The organism is Microvirga pakistanensis (assembly GCF_004458765.1).
Lineage (GTDB): Bacteria > Pseudomonadota > Alphaproteobacteria > Rhizobiales > Beijerinckiaceae > Microvirga > Microvirga pakistanensis.
The window spans coordinates 1-16301 of record NZ_SPJX01000306.1; the positions used below are offsets into that span (position 1 = coordinate 1).

The 16301-nt window shown below is 63.8% G+C and carries 13 protein-coding genes and 1 tRNA gene; all 14 read left to right on the forward strand.

Going from position 1 to position 16301, the window contains the following annotated elements; translation table 11 throughout:
• A partial coding sequence (locus tag E4K09_RS16710; protein WP_134498939.1) for an EF-Tu C-terminal domain-related protein occupies positions 1-111 on the forward strand: 111 nt, incomplete at its 5' end.
• 47 nt (positions 112-158) lie between these two features.
• A tRNA-Trp gene (locus E4K09_RS16715) sits at positions 159-232 on the forward strand.
• 160 nt (positions 233-392) lie between these two features.
• Positions 393-593 carry a preprotein translocase subunit SecE gene (secE, locus tag E4K09_RS16720; protein ID WP_134498940.1) on the forward strand — a complete coding sequence of 67 codons (201 nt, stop codon included), beginning with the start codon at positions 393-395 and terminating at the stop codon, positions 591-593.
• 12 nt (positions 594-605) lie between these two features.
• Positions 606-1139, forward strand: a complete 534-nt coding sequence (nusG, locus tag E4K09_RS16725) for a transcription termination/antitermination protein NusG (protein ID WP_134498941.1) — start codon at positions 606-608, stop codon at positions 1137-1139.
• Positions 1140-1308: 169 nt separating this feature from the next.
• On the forward strand, positions 1309-1737 hold the full coding sequence (rplK, locus tag E4K09_RS16730) for a 50S ribosomal protein L11 (RefSeq protein WP_134498942.1): 429 nt from the start codon (positions 1309-1311) through the stop codon (positions 1735-1737).
• Between the two features lie 10 nt (positions 1738-1747).
• Positions 1748-2446, forward strand: a complete 699-nt coding sequence (gene rplA / locus E4K09_RS16735) for a 50S ribosomal protein L1 (RefSeq protein ID WP_134498943.1) — start codon at positions 1748-1750, stop codon at positions 2444-2446.
• 539 nt (positions 2447-2985) lie between these two features.
• Positions 2986-3504, forward strand: a complete 519-nt coding sequence (gene rplJ / locus E4K09_RS16740; RefSeq protein WP_134498944.1) for a 50S ribosomal protein L10 — start codon at positions 2986-2988, stop codon at positions 3502-3504.
• A gap of 52 nt (positions 3505-3556) precedes the next feature.
• Positions 3557-3931 carry a 50S ribosomal protein L7/L12 gene (rplL, locus tag E4K09_RS16745; RefSeq protein ID WP_134498945.1) on the forward strand — a complete coding sequence of 125 codons (375 nt, stop codon included), beginning with the start codon at positions 3557-3559 and terminating at the stop codon, positions 3929-3931.
• A 239-nt stretch (positions 3932-4170) separates the two neighbouring features.
• Positions 4171-8331, forward strand: a complete 4161-nt coding sequence (gene rpoB / locus E4K09_RS16750) for a DNA-directed RNA polymerase subunit beta (RefSeq protein ID WP_134498946.1) — start codon at positions 4171-4173, stop codon at positions 8329-8331.
• Positions 8332-8436: 105 nt separating this feature from the next.
• Complete coding sequence (gene rpoC / locus E4K09_RS16755; RefSeq protein WP_134498947.1) at positions 8437-12612, forward strand: DNA-directed RNA polymerase subunit beta'; 4176 nt, start codon at positions 8437-8439, stop codon at positions 12610-12612.
• Between the two features lie 563 nt (positions 12613-13175).
• Positions 13176-13547, forward strand: coding sequence for a 30S ribosomal protein S12 (rpsL, locus tag E4K09_RS16760; protein ID WP_019400023.1), 372 nt, complete (start codon positions 13176-13178; stop codon positions 13545-13547).
• 33 nt (positions 13548-13580) lie between these two features.
• Positions 13581-14051, forward strand: coding sequence for a 30S ribosomal protein S7 (gene rpsG / locus E4K09_RS16765; protein ID WP_134498948.1), 471 nt, complete (start codon positions 13581-13583; stop codon positions 14049-14051).
• 18 nt (positions 14052-14069) lie between these two features.
• On the forward strand, positions 14070-16145 hold the full coding sequence (fusA, locus tag E4K09_RS16770; RefSeq protein WP_134498949.1) for an elongation factor G: 2076 nt from the start codon (positions 14070-14072) through the stop codon (positions 16143-16145).
• A 45-nt stretch (positions 16146-16190) separates the two neighbouring features.
• Positions 16191-16301 (forward strand): GTP-binding protein (locus tag E4K09_RS16775; protein WP_244610355.1); only part of this gene is annotated, 111 nt, incomplete at its 3' end.

Here is a 16301-nt window from a genome sequence, read left to right on the forward strand (position 1 = left end):
ATGGAAGTGGAGCTGATCGCTCCGATCGCCATGGAGGAGAAGCTGCGCTTCGCCATCCGTGAAGGCGGTCGCACCGTCGGGGCCGGCGTCGTCGCCGCCGTGATGGACTAAGACCGAGAAGAGGGTGGCGGTTCGCCGCCACCTGTCGACCCGCTCGCAGGAGTGTAGCTCAATCGGCTAGAGCACCGGTCTCCAAAACCGGGGGTTGGGGGTTCGAGTCCCTCCACTCCTGCCGGCGGGTCGACAAAGCGGACGTTTTCGATTATGAGGCGTCCCGAAGATGGTTTGAACAGGCGGCGCGAGGCTCTGGGCAGCTTCGCGCCCCTTCAATTTGGGCCCAAGCGTGCCCTAGGGACGTCCGCAGCCTCTCACGGCCTGTGGATGCAAGCAAAATGGCGAAGACGAACCCGTTCGATTTCATACAGCAGGTCCGCTCGGAAGCCGCGAAGGTGACCTGGCCGACGCGCAAGGAAACCATGATCACGACCGCCATGGTGTTCGTGATGGTCGTGGTGGCGAGCGTATTCTTTCTGGTCGTCGATCAGGCGATCGGCTGGGGCGTCCGTTCGGTGATCCTCGGGTTTGGCGGTTAAGGGGTGGATGGCATGACGAAGCGTTGGTATATCGTCCACGCCTACTCGAACTTCGAAAACAAGGTGGCTCAGTCGATCAAGGACCAGGCGGCTCAGCGCGGCCTGGAGGACAAGTTCGAGGAAGTCATGGTGCCGACCGAGAAGGTGGTCGAGGTGCGCCGCGGCCGTAAGGTCGACACGGAACGCAAGTTCTTCCCCGGCTACGTCCTGGTGAAGTGCGATCTGACCGATGAAGTCTACCACCTGATCAAGAACACCCCGAAGGTGACCGGCTTCCTGGGCGCCGACAAGGCCAAGCCGGTCCCGATCCCGGATCGCGAGGCCGAGCGCATCAAGGGCCAGGTGGCCGAGGGCGTCGATCACCCGAAGCCGTCCGTCAGCTTCGAGATCGGCGAGCAGGTGCGCGTCTCGGACGGCCCGTTCGCCTCCTTCAACGGCGTCGTCGAGGAAGTCGACGATGCCCGGGCCCGCCTCAAGGTGGCGGTGTCCATCTTCGGCCGCGCGACGCCGGTCGAGCTCGAATACGGCCAGGTCGAGAAGATCTGACCCGTTAAGGGGAGGCGCCGAAAGGCCCCGCCCTTCGGCTCTTTTCCAAGAGCCTTCATCCGCGGGAGGTCTGCCCGGTCGCCAGCCGGGAGGAACAGGCTGCACCGCGATCTGCAACTTCCATTCCGTTCGGTAGGCTCCGGGCGGGTGGACCATTGGGAGCAGTCCTATGGCAAAGAAAATTTCGGGCTACGTTAAGCTGCAAGTGCCCGCCGGCGCGGCCAATCCGTCGCCGCCGATCGGTCCTGCGCTGGGTCAGCGCGGCCTGAACATCATGGAATTCTGCAAGGCCTTCAATGCGAAGACCGCGCAGATGGAGAAGGGTACGCCGATCCCGGTGATCATCACCGCCTATCAGGATCGTTCCTTCACCTTCGAGATGAAGCAGCCCCCGGTCTCGTACTTCCTCAAGAAGGCCGCGAAGATCGACAAGGGGTCGCAGACCCCCGGCAAGGGCGGCACCGTCGGCCGCGTCACCCGCGACCAGATCCGCGAGATCGCCGAGAAGAAGATGGTCGATCTCAACTGCGACACCGTTGAATCCGCCATGGCCATGATCGAGGGCTCCGCGCGCTCGATGGGCATGGAAGTGGCTTAAGGAGGGCACGATGGCTAAGGAAGGTAAGCGCATCCGCGCCGCCCGCGAGGGCATCGATGCCAACAAGCTGTATCCGCTCCAGGATGCGGTGAAGCTGATCAAGGACCGCGCCAAGGCGAAGTTCGACGAGACCATCGAGATCTCGATGAACCTCGGCGTCGATCCCCGTCACGCCGACCAGATGGTCCGTGGCGTCTGCAACCTGCCGAACGGCTCCGGCCGTACGGTCCGCGTGGCCGTGTTCGCCCGCGGCGCCAAGGCTGATGAAGCCAAGGCGGCGGGTGCGGATATCGTGGGTGCGGAAGATCTCTTCGAGACCGTCAACGGCGGCACGATCGAGTTCGATCGCTGCATCGCCACTCCGGACATGATGGGCCTCGTCGGCCGTCTGGGTAAGGTGCTGGGCCCGCGCGGCCTGATGCCGAACCCGCGTGTCGGCACGGTCACCATGGACGTCCGCGGCGCCGTCGAGGCGGCCAAGGGCGGCGCCGTCGAGTTCCGCGTCGAGAAGGCTGGTATCATCCATGCCGGCATCGGCAAGGCCTCCTTCGACGAGGGCAAGCTCGTTGAGAACATCAAGGCTTTCGCCGACGCGGTCTCCCGGGCGAAGCCCACGGGCGCCAAGGGCACCTACATCCAGCGCATCGCCGTCTCCTCGACGATGGGCCCGGGCGTGAAGGTGGATCCGTCCTCCGTCCTCAACGGCTAACCGTCGACCGAACCTAGACAGAAAGCCCGGCGTCCAGCGCCGGGCTTTTTCCATGACGCAGCCTTGACTGGCAGCACTCGCGATACGACGTTACGTAAATAAATTGCCAAAATCCATGGAAAAGCCTCTTGGCAACCGCGCCGGGAAGGCTTATTAGAACGCGTTGAGTTTCCAACATACGCCGGAGCTGCGTTTTTGCGCGTGCTTCCGGCTGCGAATCCGCCCTGGAGACGGGGCGGTGACAGGCCGGCGGGTCAAGGGGCAACCTTTGGCGCGTTCCGGCTATGTCCTGTCCGAGACTGCAGGCGCCGGCTTGTCCGGCTTAATTCGAGAGGGCCTGCATAGACGGGGAAGCCGAGTTTCATGCCTGTTCAACGCAGGCAGCGAGTATCGGTTCGAACCATCTCACCCTCTGCGCCGCCAGGCGTGGTAGGGGGACAGGGCTTGCGAGAGCGCCGTTCCGGTGCCTCAGGTGCAGGCCTGGGCCTTGAACGGCAAGTGCAACCGGCGGAAATCTTCCGCCAACCGGAGAGAGCCCAGTGGATAGAGCAGCAAAGCGCGAGCTCGTCTCGACTCTCAACGACGTGTTCTCGAGCACGAGCGTTGTCGTCGTCGCCCACTATGCTGGCCTCACGGTCGCCGACATGCAGAAGCTGCGCACGCAGATGAAGCAGGCCGGCGCCACCGTGAAGGTCGCAAAAAACAGCCTCGCCAAAATCGCTCTCGAAGGCAAGGACGTCGCGTCCATCACGGACCTCATGAAAGGTCCGACCCTGATCGCTTATTCGAGCGATCCGGTCGCGGCGCCCAAGGTCGCTGTTGATTTCGCCAAGGGTAACGACAAGCTCGTGATCCTCGGCGGAGCAATGGGAGCGACCGCCCTGAACGTGGACGGAGTAAAGGCGCTAGCCACTCTGCCGTCCCTCGATGAACTGCGCGGCAAGCTGGTCGGCCTCATCCAGGCTCCGGCTACGAAGATCGCTCAGCTCAGCACTGCGCCGGCGGCGAAGCTCGCCCGCGTATTCGGGGCCTATGCCAAGACAGGCGAAGCGGCGTGAGGCCGTAACCTCAACCATCAAACTGTTCGAACCGAACTTAAGGAAGTAGAAAATGGCTGATCTTGCCAAGCTCGTTGACGATCTGTCGTCGCTGACCGTTCTCGAGGCCGCCGAGCTCTCGAAGATGCTCGAAGAGAAGTGGGGCGTTTCCGCTGCTGCGGCTGTTGCCGTCGCTGCTGCTCCGGGCGCTGCCGCCGCCGCTCCGGCTGAAGAGCAGACCGAGTTCACGGTCGTTCTCGCGGCTGCCGGCGACAAGAAGATCGAGGTCATCAAGGAAGTCCGTGGCATCACGGGCCTCGGCCTCAAGGAAGCTAAGGACCTCGTCGAAGGCGCGCCCAAGCCCGTTAAGGAAGGCGTTGCCAAGGACGAAGCCGAGAAGATCAAGGCGACCCTCGAGAAGGTCGGCGCCAAGGTCGAGCTTAAGTAATGCCGCGGCCTTCCGGCCGCAGGGTTACCCCCGAGTGATCGGGGCTCAACAACACACGGTCCCAGGCATTTTCGCTTGGGGCCGTTGTGTCGTCAAAGAGGTCGGACTTCTTTGGCGGCCTCCCACAAGGGCTCGCAACGAGTCCGGATTGTCCAGCGCCGGCGCTGCCGCCGGGCGGCTAATCCAGGGTCCCGATCCCCGGGGTTCTTGATTAGGCGTGTATGAGGAACGAGGTCCAGATGGCCAATACACTGATCGGCCGGAAGCGCATTCGCAAGTTCTTCGGGAAAATCAAGGAAGTGGCGGAGATGCCGAACCTCATCGAGGTTCAGAAGGCATCCTACGACCAGTTCCTGATGGTCGAAGAACCAAAGGGCGGCCGGCCGGAAGAGGGCTTGCAAGCCGTCTTCAAATCGGTTTTTCCGATTTCGGACTTTTCGAACACTGCTCTGCTCGAATTCGTGAAGTACACGTTCGAGCCCCCGAAATACGACGTGGACGAGTGCCGCCAGCGCGGCATGACCTTCGCTGCGCCGCTCAAGGTGACGCTGCGCCTCATCGTGTTCGATGTGGACCCGGATACCGGCGCCCGCTCGGTGAAGGACATCAAGGAGCAGGATGTCTACATGGGCGACATGCCGCTCATGACGGACAACGGCACCTTCATCGTCAACGGCACCGAACGCGTCATCGTCTCGCAGATGCACCGTTCGCCAGGCGTGTTCTTCGACCACGACAAGGGCAAGACGCACTCCTCCGGCAAGCTGCTGTTCGCCGCCCGCATCATCCCGTATCGCGGATCCTGGCTCGACATCGAGTTCGACGCCAAGGACATCGTGTATGCGCGCATCGACCGCAAGCGTAAGATCCCGGTCACGTCGCTGCTCTACGCCCTCGGTCTCGACGGCGAGGAGATCCTCAACACCTTCTACAACCGCATCGTCTACACCAAGACGAAGAATGGCTGGACCATTCCCTACGACGCGGAGCGCATGAAGGGCTTCAAGGCGACGGTCGACCTCATCGACGCGAAGACCGGCGAAGTCGTGCTCGAGGCCGGCAAGAAGCTGACCGCCCGCGCGGCCCGCCAGCTCGCCGAAAAGGGCCTCACGCATCTGCGCGTGACCGACGAGGATCTGGTCGGCCAATATGTGGCCGAGGATCTCGTCAACCCGCGGACAGGCGAGATCCATGCCGAGGCGGGCGACGAGCTCGACATGAGCGTCGATCCGAAGACCGGCGACCGCAGGGGCAAGCTGGCCGAGCTCATCGACCTCGGCTACACCGAGATCCCGGTTCTCGACATCGACCACGTCACCGTCGGTCCCTACATCCGCAACACGCTCGCCATCGACAAGGCTTCCTCCCGTGAGGACGCCTTGTTCGACATCTATCGCGTCATGCGTCCGGGCGAGCCGCCGATCCTCGAGACTGCGGAGGCGATGTTCAACTCGCTGTTCTTCGATGCCGAGCGCTACGACCTCTCGGCCGTCGGCCGCGTGAAGATGAACATGCGTCTCGACCTCGACGCCGAGGACACCGTGCGCACCTTGCGTCGCGAGGACATCCTCGCGGTCACGAAGGCGCTCGTGGACCTGCGCGACGGCAAGGGCGAGATCGACGACATCGACCACCTCGGAAATCGCCGCGTCCGCTCCGTCGGCGAGCTCATGGAGAACCAGTACCGCCTCGGCCTGCTGCGCATGGAACGCGCGATCAAGGAGCGCATGTCGTCCGTCGATATCGACACCGTCATGCCGCAGGACCTGATCAACGCGAAGCCCGCCGCCGCCGCCGTGCGCGAGTTCTTCGGCTCCTCGCAGCTCTCGCAGTTCATGGACCAGACCAACCCGCTCTCCGAGGTCACGCACAAGCGTCGCCTTTCGGCGCTTGGCCCGGGCGGTCTGACCCGCGAGCGCGCCGGCTTCGAGGTGCGCGACGTGCACCCGACGCATTACGGCCGCATCTGCCCGATCGAGACGCCGGAAGGCCCGAACATCGGTCTGATCAACTCGCTGGCCACCTTCGCCCGCGTCAACAAGTACGGCTTCATCGAGACGCCGTTCCGCCGCGTGCGCGACAGCCGCGTCACGGACGAGGTCGTGTACCTCTCCGCGATGGAGGAGGCGAAGTACAACATCGCCCAGGCGAATTCGACCCTGGACGCCAACGGCACGCTCACCGAAGAGCTGGTGATCTGCCGCCGGGCCGGCGACAACATCGTGGTCGCGCCCGATCGCGTGGACCTCATGGAGGTGTCGCCGAAGCAGCTCGTGTCGGTTGCGGCCGCGCTCATCCCGTTCCTCGAGAACGACGACGCGAACCGCGCTCTCATGGGCTCGAACATGCAGCGCCAGGCCGTGCCCCTGGTTCAGGCGGACGCTCCGTTCGTCGGCACCGGCATGGAAGCGGTCGTGGCCCGGGACTCCGGCGCCGCCATCGCGGCCCGCCGCACCGGCATCGTCGACCAGGTGGACGCGACCCGTATCGTGATCCGCGCGACTGAGAACACGGATCCGACCCGTCCGGGCGTCGACATCTACCGCCTGCAGAAGTTCCAGCGCTCCAACCAGTCGACCTGCATCACGCAGAAGCCGCTGGTCCGCGCCGGCGACATGGTCCGCAAGGGCGACATCATCGCCGACGGTCCGTCGACGGAGTACGGCGAACTCGCGCTCGGTCGGAACGTGCTCGTCGCGTTCATGCCGTGGAACGGCTACAACTTCGAAGACTCGATCCTGCTCTCCGAGCGGATCGTGAAGGAAGACGTCTTCACCTCGATCCATATCGAGGAATTCGAAGTGATGGCCCGCGACACCAAGCTGGGTCCGGAGGAAATCACGCGCGACATTCCGAACGTGTCGGAAGAGGCGCTGAAGAACCTGGACGAGGCCGGCATCGTCTATATCGGCGCCGAGGTCCATGCGGGCGACATCCTCGTCGGCAAGATCACGCCGAAGGGCGAAAGCCCGATGACGCCGGAGGAGAAGCTCCTGCGCGCCATCTTCGGCGAGAAGGCCTCCGACGTCCGCGATACCAGCTTGCGCGTGCCTCCGGGCGTGACCGGCACCATCGTGGAGGTCCGCGTCTTCAACCGTCACGGCGTCGACAAGGACGAGCGTGCCCAGGCGATCGAGCGCGAGGAGATCGAGCGGCTCGCCAAGGACCGCGACGACGAGCAGGCGATCCTGGACCGCAACACCTATGCGCGTCTGGCCGAGATCCTGACCGGCAAGAAGGGCGTGGCCGGGCCGAAGGGCTACAAGAAGGACGCGCCGATCACCCGCGAGCTGCTCAACGAGTATCCGCGCTCGCAATGGTGGCAGTTCGCGGTCGAAGACGATGCTCTGATGACCGAGATCGAGGCCATGCAGAAGCAGTACGACGAGTCGAAGAAGCGCCTCGAACAGCGCTTCCTCGACAAAGTCGAGAAGCTGCAGCGCGGCGACGAACTTCCGCCCGGCGTCATGAAGATGGTCAAGGTCTTCGTGGCCGTGAAGCGCAAGATCCAGCCCGGCGACAAGATGGCCGGCCGTCACGGCAACAAGGGCGTCGTGTCGCGCATCGTTCCGATCGAGGACATGCCGTTCCTCGAGGACGGCACCCATGCGGACATCGTGCTCAACCCGCTGGGCGTGCCGAGCCGCATGAACGTGGGTCAGATCCTCGAGACGCACCTCGGCTGGGCCGCTGCTGGCCTCGGCAAGCAGGTCGCCCAGGCGGTCGACGCGTACATGAAGTCCGGCCAGTCCAACGGCCTGCGCGAGCAGCTGGTGTCGATCTACGGCAATCTGCCCGAGATCGAGCAGGCGTCCGACGAGCAGCTGGCGGAGCTCGGCAACAAGCTGCGTCGCGGCGTTCCCTTCGCCACGCCCGTCTTCGACGGCGCGAAGGAGGCGGACATCGAAGCCATGCTTCAGAAGGCCGGCCTCGACCCGTCGGGCCAGGTTACGCTGTATGACGGCAAGACCGGCGAGCCTTTCGACCGCAAGGTTACGGTGGGCTACATCTACATGCTGAAGCTGCACCACCTCGTGGACGACAAGATCCACGCCCGCTCCATCGGCCCCTACAGCCTCGTCACCCAGCAGCCGCTGGGCGGCAAGGCCCAGTTCGGCGGCCAGCGCTTCGGCGAAATGGAGGTCTGGGCGCTGGAGGCTTACGGCGCTGCCTACACCCTTCAGGAAATGCTCACGGTCAAGTCGGACGACGTGGCCGGCCGCACCAAGGTCTACGAAGCCATCGTCCGTGGCGACGACACCTTCGAGTCGGGCATTCCGGAGAGCTTCAACGTTCTCGTGAAGGAAATGCGGTCGCTCGGCCTCAACGTGGAGCTCACCAATTCCAAGAAGGCGGCCAACGAGGCGGATCAGCTGCCTCCGTCGGAGGCCGCCGAGTAAGCGCTACGCTTCAAGTTTGACGTTTGGCCGCGGCGATGACGCCGCGGCCCCATGCAATTGCCGGTGAGGGTGCTTATCTAGCGCCCTCCAGCCCAGGAGACGGCGATGAATCAAGAGGTCATGAATCTCTTCAACCAGACGGCCCAGCCGCAGAGCTTCGATCAGATCAAGATCTCGATCGCGAGCCCCGAGAAGATTCTGTCCTGGTCCTATGGCGAGATCAAGAAGCCTGAGACCATCAACTACCGTACGTTCAAGCCCGAGCGCGACGGCCTGTTCTGCGCGCGCATCTTCGGCCCGATCAAGGATTACGAGTGCTTGTGCGGCAAGTACAAGCGCATGAAGTACAAGGGCGTCATCTGCGAGAAGTGCGGCGTCGAAGTGACCCTCGCGCGCGTCCGCCGCGACCGCATGGGCCATATCGAGCTTGCCGCGCCCGTCGCGCATATCTGGTTCCTCAAGTCCCTGCCGAGCCGCATCGGTCTGCTGCTCGACATGACCCTGAAGGATCTGGAACGCATCCTCTATTTCGAATCCTACATCGTCGTCGATGCCGGCCTGACGCCCCTCAAGGACCGTCAGCTGCTGACCGAGGAGGAGTACATCCGCGCTCAGGACGAGTACGGCGAGGACTCGTTCACGGCCATGATCGGCGCGGAAGCCATCCGCCGGATCCTCCAGGAACTCGACCTGGAGAAGACCGCGGCCGACATCCGTGAGGAGATTGCGGTCACCACGTCGGAGCTGAAGCCCAAGAAGCTCATGAAGCGCCTCAAGATCATCGAGGCGTTCGTTCAGTCGGGCAACAAGCCCGAATGGATGATCATGACGGTCGTTCCGGTGATCCCGCCGGACCTGCGTCCGCTCGTGCCGCTCGACGGTGGCCGCTTCGCGACCTCGGACCTGAACGACCTCTACCGCCGCGTCATCAACCGCAACAACCGCCTGAAGCGGCTCATGGAGCTGCGCGCTCCGGACATCATCGTCCGCAACGAGAAGCGCATGCTGCAGGAGGCGGTCGACGCCCTGTTCGACAACGGCCGCCGCGGCCGCGTCATCACCGGCGCCAACAAGCGTCCGCTGAAGTCGCTCGCCGACATGCTGAAGGGCAAGCAGGGCCGCTTCCGCCAGAACCTGCTGGGCAAGCGCGTCGACTACTCGGGCCGTTCGGTCATCGTGGTGGGTCCCGAGCTCAAGCTGCATCAATGCGGTCTGCCGAAGAAGATGGCTCTCGAGCTCTTCAAGCCGTTCATCTACGCCAAGCTCGACGCCCGGGGTCTCTCCGCCACCGTCAAGCAGGCGAAGAAGCTCGTCGAGAAGGAGAAGCCCGAGGTCTGGGATATCCTGGACGAGGTCATCCGCGAGCATCCGGTGCTGCTTAACCGCGCCCCGACGCTCCACCGCCTCGGCATCCAGGCCTTCGAGCCCACCCTGATCGAGGGCAAGGCGATCCAGCTGCACCCGCTCGTCTGCGCCGCGTTCAATGCGGACTTCGACGGCGACCAGATGGCCGTCCACGTGCCGCTCTCGCTCGAGGCTCAGCTCGAGGCCCGCGTGCTGATGATGTCCACCAACAACATCCTGCACCCGGCCAACGGTCAGCCGATCATCGTGCCGTCGCAGGACATCGTTCTGGGCCTGTACTATCTCTCCATCGTGTCCGACGGTCAGCCCGGTCAGGGCAAGGCCTTCGCCGACATGGGCGAGATCGAGCATGCCCTCAACGAGAAGGTCATCACGCTCCACACCAAGATCAAGTATCGCTGGGAGGGCGTGGGCGAGGACGGCAAGCCCTACACCAAGATCGTCGACACGACCCCCGGTCGCGTCATGCTCTCGCGTCTTCTGCCCAAGCATCCCGCCCTGTCCTTCGACGTCGTGAACAAGCTCATGACGAAGAAGGAGATCTCGGGCATGATCGATGCCGTCTACCGCCATTGCGGTCAGAAGGAATCGGTGATCTTCTGCGATCGCATCATGGGCTTAGGGTTCTACAATGCCTTCCGCGCCGGCATCTCGTTCGGCAAGGACGACATGGTGATCCCGGAGAACAAGTGGCAGATCGTCGAGGAGACCCGCGCTCTCGCGAAGGACTACGAGCAGCAGTACCAGGACGGCCTCATCACCCAGGGTGAGAAGTACAACAAGGTCGTCGATGCCTGGGCGAAGTGCTCGGACCGTCTGGCCGCCGAGATGATGAACCGCATCTCGACGGTCCAGAAGGACGATCTCGGCCGCGACAAGCAGGTCAACTCGATCTACATGATGTCCCACTCGGGCGCCCGTGGCTCGCCGGCTCAGATGAAGCAGCTCGCCGCCATGCGCGGCCTCATGGCCAAGCCCTCGGGCGAGATCATCGAGACGCCCATCATCTCGAACTTCAAGGAAGGCCTCGACGTTCTCGAGTACTTCAACTCGACCCACGGCGCCCGTAAGGGTCTGGCCGACACCGCGCTCAAGACCGCGAACTCGGGCTACCTGACCCGCCGTCTCGTGGACGTCGCGCAGGATGCGGTCATCCGCGAGACGGATTGCGGCACCGACAGGGGCATCAAAATGCGCGCCATCATCGATGCCGGCCAGGTGGTCGCGTCGCTGGCGTCGCGCATCCTGGGCCGTTCCACGGCCGAGGACCTGATGGCCCAGGACGGCACCGTGATCGTGCCCAAGGGCACGATGATCGAGGAGCATCACCTCGAGGCCATCGGCGCTGCCGGTATTCAGGAAGTGAAGATCCGTTCGGTTCTCGTCTGCGAATCGAAGAACGGCGTCTGCGCCACCTGCTACGGTCGCGACCTGGCCCGCGGTACTCCCGTCAACCACGGCGAGGCTGTCGGCGTCATCGCCGCCCAGTCCATCGGCGAGCCGGGCACCCAGCTCACGATGCGTACGTTCCACATCGGCGGCGCGGCCCAGATCGCCGACTCGTCCTTCATCGAGTCGAGCTTCGAGGGCACGATCGGGTTCCGCAACAAGAACATCGCGCGCAACTCCGACGGCGATCTCGTCGTCATGGGCCGCAACGTGGCTGTTGTGATCACCGGTTCGGACGGCGCCGAGCGTGCGGTTCACCGCCTGCAATACGGCTCGCGCCTGAAGGTCGACGAGGGCGACACGATCAAGCGCGGTCAGCGCATTGCGGAGTGGGATCCCTATTCCCGCCCGATCCTGACCGAGATCGACGGCACCGTCGGCTACGAGGATCTCGTGGACGGCGCGTCGATGATCGAGTCGATGGACGAGTCCACCGGCATCGCCAAGCGCGTGGTCATCGACTGGCGCGGCTCCGCCCGCACCGCCGACCTCCGCCCCGCGGTCGTCATCCAGGGCGCCGGTGGCAAGGTGGCCAAGCTCGCCCGCGGTGGCGATGCCCGCTACCTCCTGCCCGTCGACGCGATCCTGGCGGTCGATCCCGGTTCGAAGGTCAAAGCCGGTGACGTTCTGGCCCGTGTCTCGACCGAAAGCGCCAAGACCCGCGACATCACGGGCGGTCTGCCGCGCGTGGCGGAGCTGTTCGAGGCCCGTCGTCCGAAGGATGCGGCCATCATTGCGGAGAAGTCCGGCACGATCCAGTTCGGCCGCGACTACAAGAGCAAGCGTCGCCTGACGCTGAACCCGCACGATGGCTCGGAGCCGGTGGAGTACCTGATCCCGAAGGGCAAGCACATCCACCTGCAGGACGGCGACGTGGTCGAGATCGGCGACTTCATCGTGGACGGCAACCCGGCCCCGCACGACATCCTTGCCATCAAGGGCGTCGAGGAGCTGGCCGCCTACCTCGTGAACGAGATCCAGGAGGTCTACCGTCTCCAGGGCGTGCTCATCAACGACAAGCACATCGAGGTGATCGTCCGCCAGATGCTGCAGAAGGTCGAGATCACCGAGGGAGGCGACAGCGAGTTCCTCTCCGGCGAGCAGGTCGACCGTCTCGAGTTCGAGGAGATCAACGAGCGTCTCGTGGCCGAGAAGAAGAAGCCCGCCGAAGGCGTGCCGGTTCTGCTCGGTATCACGAAGGCTTCGCTGCAGACCCGCTCCTTCATCTCGGCGGCGTCGTTCCAGGAGACCACCCGCGTCCTCACCGAGGCGGCGGTCAACGGCAAGGTCGATACCCTCGAGGGCCTCAAGGAGAACGTCATCGTCGGCAGCCTCATCCCGGCCGGTACGGGCGCTCTGACGGCCCAGATCAAGGCCGTGGCGACCCACCGCGACGAGCTGATCCTTCAGCAGAAGCGCTCCGAGTCCGCTGCTCAGGTCAACGAGCTGCCCCCGGCTGCCGAGTAAGCAGGCTCAAGCTCAACAAGACCGGAAAGGCCGCCTTCAGGGCGGCCTTTTCTTTGAGCGGGGCAGGGGCGGATGCCGCCGCCAAGTGGGTCCTCGCCCCAAATTTCCTACCCGAGGGACGCAGGCGGGGCAGGGCGCTCCGCCCTTGCGGACAGCCCAGGAGCCCCCACATAGCTCGCGAACCCGGCAACGACGCCCGATCGGACGCATCCTTTCCGCTTCGTTAGCGGAAACCTGTTGACTTTCCGCGACTCGGACGCTACAGAGACCGGACTTTCCGGCTGGCCGTAGGTTTCCGCCAGTCGAAGCGCCTAGCTTCGACCGATGCCACCTAAACGCTGCCGAACTCAACCTTGACTGACACGTGTCAGATTTAGGGCACGACCGCGGTGCCAGATCATCGTGGTCCTCTGCAATCGCACCGCGCCAAGGGCTTTTCCAGCCAATGGCGTGGCTTCGTTTTGTGCAGCCTGATGGGCCCGCATGAAACGTCATGTGCGGCGTTGAACCGTTGAAGACACTCAAAGGCCACCGGATCGGTGGCTGGTGAAAGAGGGCACAGGATGCCAACGATCTCTCAGCTGATCCGCAAGCCGCGGACGGCGCAAAAGAGCCGGAATAAGGTCCCCGCGCTTGAGGCCTGCCCGCAGAAGCGCGGCGTGTGCACGCGCGTTTACACAACGACCCCGAAGAAGCCGAACTCGGCTCTCCGTAAGGTCGCCAAGGTTCGCCTGACCAATGGCTTCGAAGTCATCGGTTACATCCCCGGCGAGGGTCACAACCTTCAGGAGCACTCCGTGGTCATGATCCGCGGCGGTCGCGTGAAGGACCTTCCCGGTGTTCGCTACCACGTTCTCCGCGGTGTCCTCGACACCCAGGGCGTGAAGAATCGTAAGCAGCGTCGTTCCAAGTACGGCGCGAAGCGGCCGAAGTAAGCCGTCAACATCCATTCAGGTCGGAGCTCGCTCATGTCCCGCCGCCACAGCGCCGAAAAGCGTGAGATCATCCCGGATCCCAAGTTCGGGGATGTCGTCGTCACGAAGTTCATGAACTCCATCATGTACGACGGCAAGAAGTCCGCCGCCGAGCGCATCGTCTATGGTGCGTTCGACGTCGTCGAAAACCGCGCCAAGGCCAACCCGCTCGAGGTCTTCAAGCAGGCCCTCGACAACGTTGCCCCGGCCATCGAGGTTCGTTCCCGCCGCGTCGGCGGCGCGACGTACCAGGTTCCGGTCGAAGTCCGCACCGAGCGCCGCCAGGCTCTCGCGATCCGCTGGATCATCCAGGCCGCCCGCGGCCGCAACGACAAGACCATGGTCGAGCGCCTCTCCGCCGAGCTGCTCGATGCCTCCAACAACCGCGGCAATGCCGTAAAGAAGCGCGAAGACACCCACCGGATGGCTGAAGCCAACCGCGCGTTCTCGCACTACCGCTGGTAACGGTAAGGAGCTTAAGCGATGCCCCGCACGCACGCGATTGAGGACTACCGTAACTTCGGCATCATGGCTCACATCGATGCCGGCAAGACGACGACGACTGAGCGCATTCTCTACTACACCGGTAAGTCCCACAAGATCGGTGAAGTGCACGAGGGTGCCGCCACCATGGACTGGATGGAACAGGAGCAGGAGCGTGGCATCACGATCACGTCCGCTGCGACCACCTGCTTCTGGAACGGCAAGCGTCTGAACATCATCGACACCCCCGGCCACGTGGACTTCACCATCGAGGTGGAGCGCTCCTTGCGCGTCCTCGACGGCGCCGTCTGCGTGCTCGACGGCAACCAGGGCGTCGAGCCCCAGACCGAGACCGTTTGGCGCCAGGCCGACAAGTACGACGTTCCGCGCGTCGTGTTCGTCAACAAGATGGACAAGACCGGCGCGAACTTCTTCAACTGCGTCGACGACATCGTGAAGCGCGTGGCCGGCAAGCCCGTCTGCCTTCAGCTCCCCATCGGTGCCGAGAGCGACTTCAAGGGCGTCATCGATCTCATCAAGATGAAGGCTCTCGTGTGGTCGGGTGAGGCGCTCGGCGCTTCGTTCGACGAGATCGAGATCCCGGCCGACCTGAAGGATCAGGCGCTCGAGTACCGCGCGAAGCTCGTGGAAGCCGCCGTCGAGATGGACGACGAGGCCATGATGGCTTACCTCGACGGCCAGGAGCCGGACGAGGCGACCCTGCGCCGCCTGGTCCGTACGGCCGTGCAGCGCCGCGCCTTCCACCCGGTGCTCTGCGGCTCGGCGTTCAAGAACAAGGGCGTTCAGCCGCTTCTCGACGCGGTCGTGGACTTCCTGCCGTCGCCTGCCGACCGTGAGGCCATCCAGGGCATCGACTTCAAGACCGAAGAGCCGACGACCCGTAGGCCCGCGGACGACGAAGGCTTCTCCATGCTCGCCTTCAAGATCATGGACGACCCCTTCGTGGGCACGATCACCTTCTGCCGCGTCTATTCGGGCAAGGTGAACGCCGGCGATACGCTCCTGAACTCCTCGCGTGACAAGAAAGAGCGCGTCGGCCGCATGCTTCTGATGCATGCGAACAACCGCGAAGACATCAAGGAGGCCTATGCTGGCGACATCGTCGCTCTCGCGGGCCTCAAGGAAGTCCGCACCGGCGACACGCTCTGCGACCCCAACAAGGCCGTGATCCTCGAGCGCATGGAATTCCCGGAGCCGGTGATCGAAATCGCCATCGAGCCGAAGTCGAAGGCCGACCAGGAGAAGCTTGGTCTCGCCCTCTCCAAGCTCGCTGCCGAGGACCCGTCCTTCCGCGTCTCCACCGATTCCGAGTCGGGCCAGACGATCCTGAAGGGCATGGGTGAGCTTCACCTCGACATCAAGGTCGACATCCTGAAGCGCACCTACAAGGTCGACGCGAACGTGGGCGCTCCTCAGGTGGCCTATCGTGAGACGATCACGAAGAAGACCGAGGTGGACTACACCCACAAGAAGCAGACCGGCGGTACGGGTCAGTTCGCCCGCGTGAAGCTGGTCGTCCAGCCGAACGAGCCGGGTGCCGGCTTCTCGTTCGAGTCGAAGATCGTCGGCGGTGCGGTTCCGAAGGAATACATCCCCGGCGTCGAAAAGGGCCTCCAGTCGGTGGTTGGCGCCGGCGTGGTCGCCGGCTTCCCGGTGGTCGATCTCAAGGTCGAGCTCATCGACGGTGCGTTCCACGAAGTCGACTCGTCGGCTCTGGCGTTCGAAATCGCGTCTCGCGCTGCTCTCCGTGAGGCCCTCCAGAAGGGCAACTCGGTTCTGCTCGAGCCGGTGATGAAGGTCGAGGTCACGACCCCCGAGGACTACACGGGCTCCGTGATCGGCGATCTGAACTCTCGCCGCGGCCAGATTCAGGGCCAGGACATGCGCGGCAACGCCGTGGTCATCAATGCGATGGTCCCGCTCGCCAACATGTTCGGCTACGTGAACACCCTGCGCGGCATGAGCCAGGGGCGCGCGAGCTACACCATGCAGTTCGACCACTACGAGCAGGTGCCGTCGAACGTGGCTGCCGAGGTTCAGGCGAAGTACGCCTGAACCCACTAAAGCGAATATTGAAATATCAAAGGAACGGGTGCCACGATGGCGAAGGAAAAGTTTGAGCGGACGAAGCCGCACTGCAACATCGGGACGATTGGTCACGTTGACCATGGCAAGACGTCGCTGACGGCGGCGATCACGAAGGTTCTGGCG

Coding starts and splice junctions, on each gene's coding strand:
- secE (WP_134498940.1), top strand. CDS start 393: ATGGCGAAGACGAACCCGTTCGATTTCATACAGCAGGTCCGCTCGGAA.
- nusG (WP_134498941.1), top strand. CDS start 606: ATGACGAAGCGTTGGTATATCGTCCACGCCTACTCGAACTTCGAAAAC.
- rplK (WP_134498942.1), top strand. CDS start 1,309: ATGGCAAAGAAAATTTCGGGCTACGTTAAGCTGCAAGTGCCCGCCGGC.
- rplA (WP_134498943.1), top strand. CDS start 1,748: ATGGCTAAGGAAGGTAAGCGCATCCGCGCCGCCCGCGAGGGCATCGAT.
- rplL (WP_134498945.1), top strand. CDS start 3,557: ATGGCTGATCTTGCCAAGCTCGTTGACGATCTGTCGTCGCTGACCGTT.
- rpoB (WP_134498946.1), top strand. CDS start 4,171: ATGGCCAATACACTGATCGGCCGGAAGCGCATTCGCAAGTTCTTCGGG.
- rpoC (WP_134498947.1), top strand. CDS start 8,437: ATGAATCAAGAGGTCATGAATCTCTTCAACCAGACGGCCCAGCCGCAG.
- rpsL (WP_019400023.1), top strand. CDS start 13,176: ATGCCAACGATCTCTCAGCTGATCCGCAAGCCGCGGACGGCGCAAAAG.
- rpsG (WP_134498948.1), top strand. CDS start 13,581: ATGTCCCGCCGCCACAGCGCCGAAAAGCGTGAGATCATCCCGGATCCC.
- fusA (WP_134498949.1), top strand. CDS start 14,070: ATGCCCCGCACGCACGCGATTGAGGACTACCGTAACTTCGGCATCATG.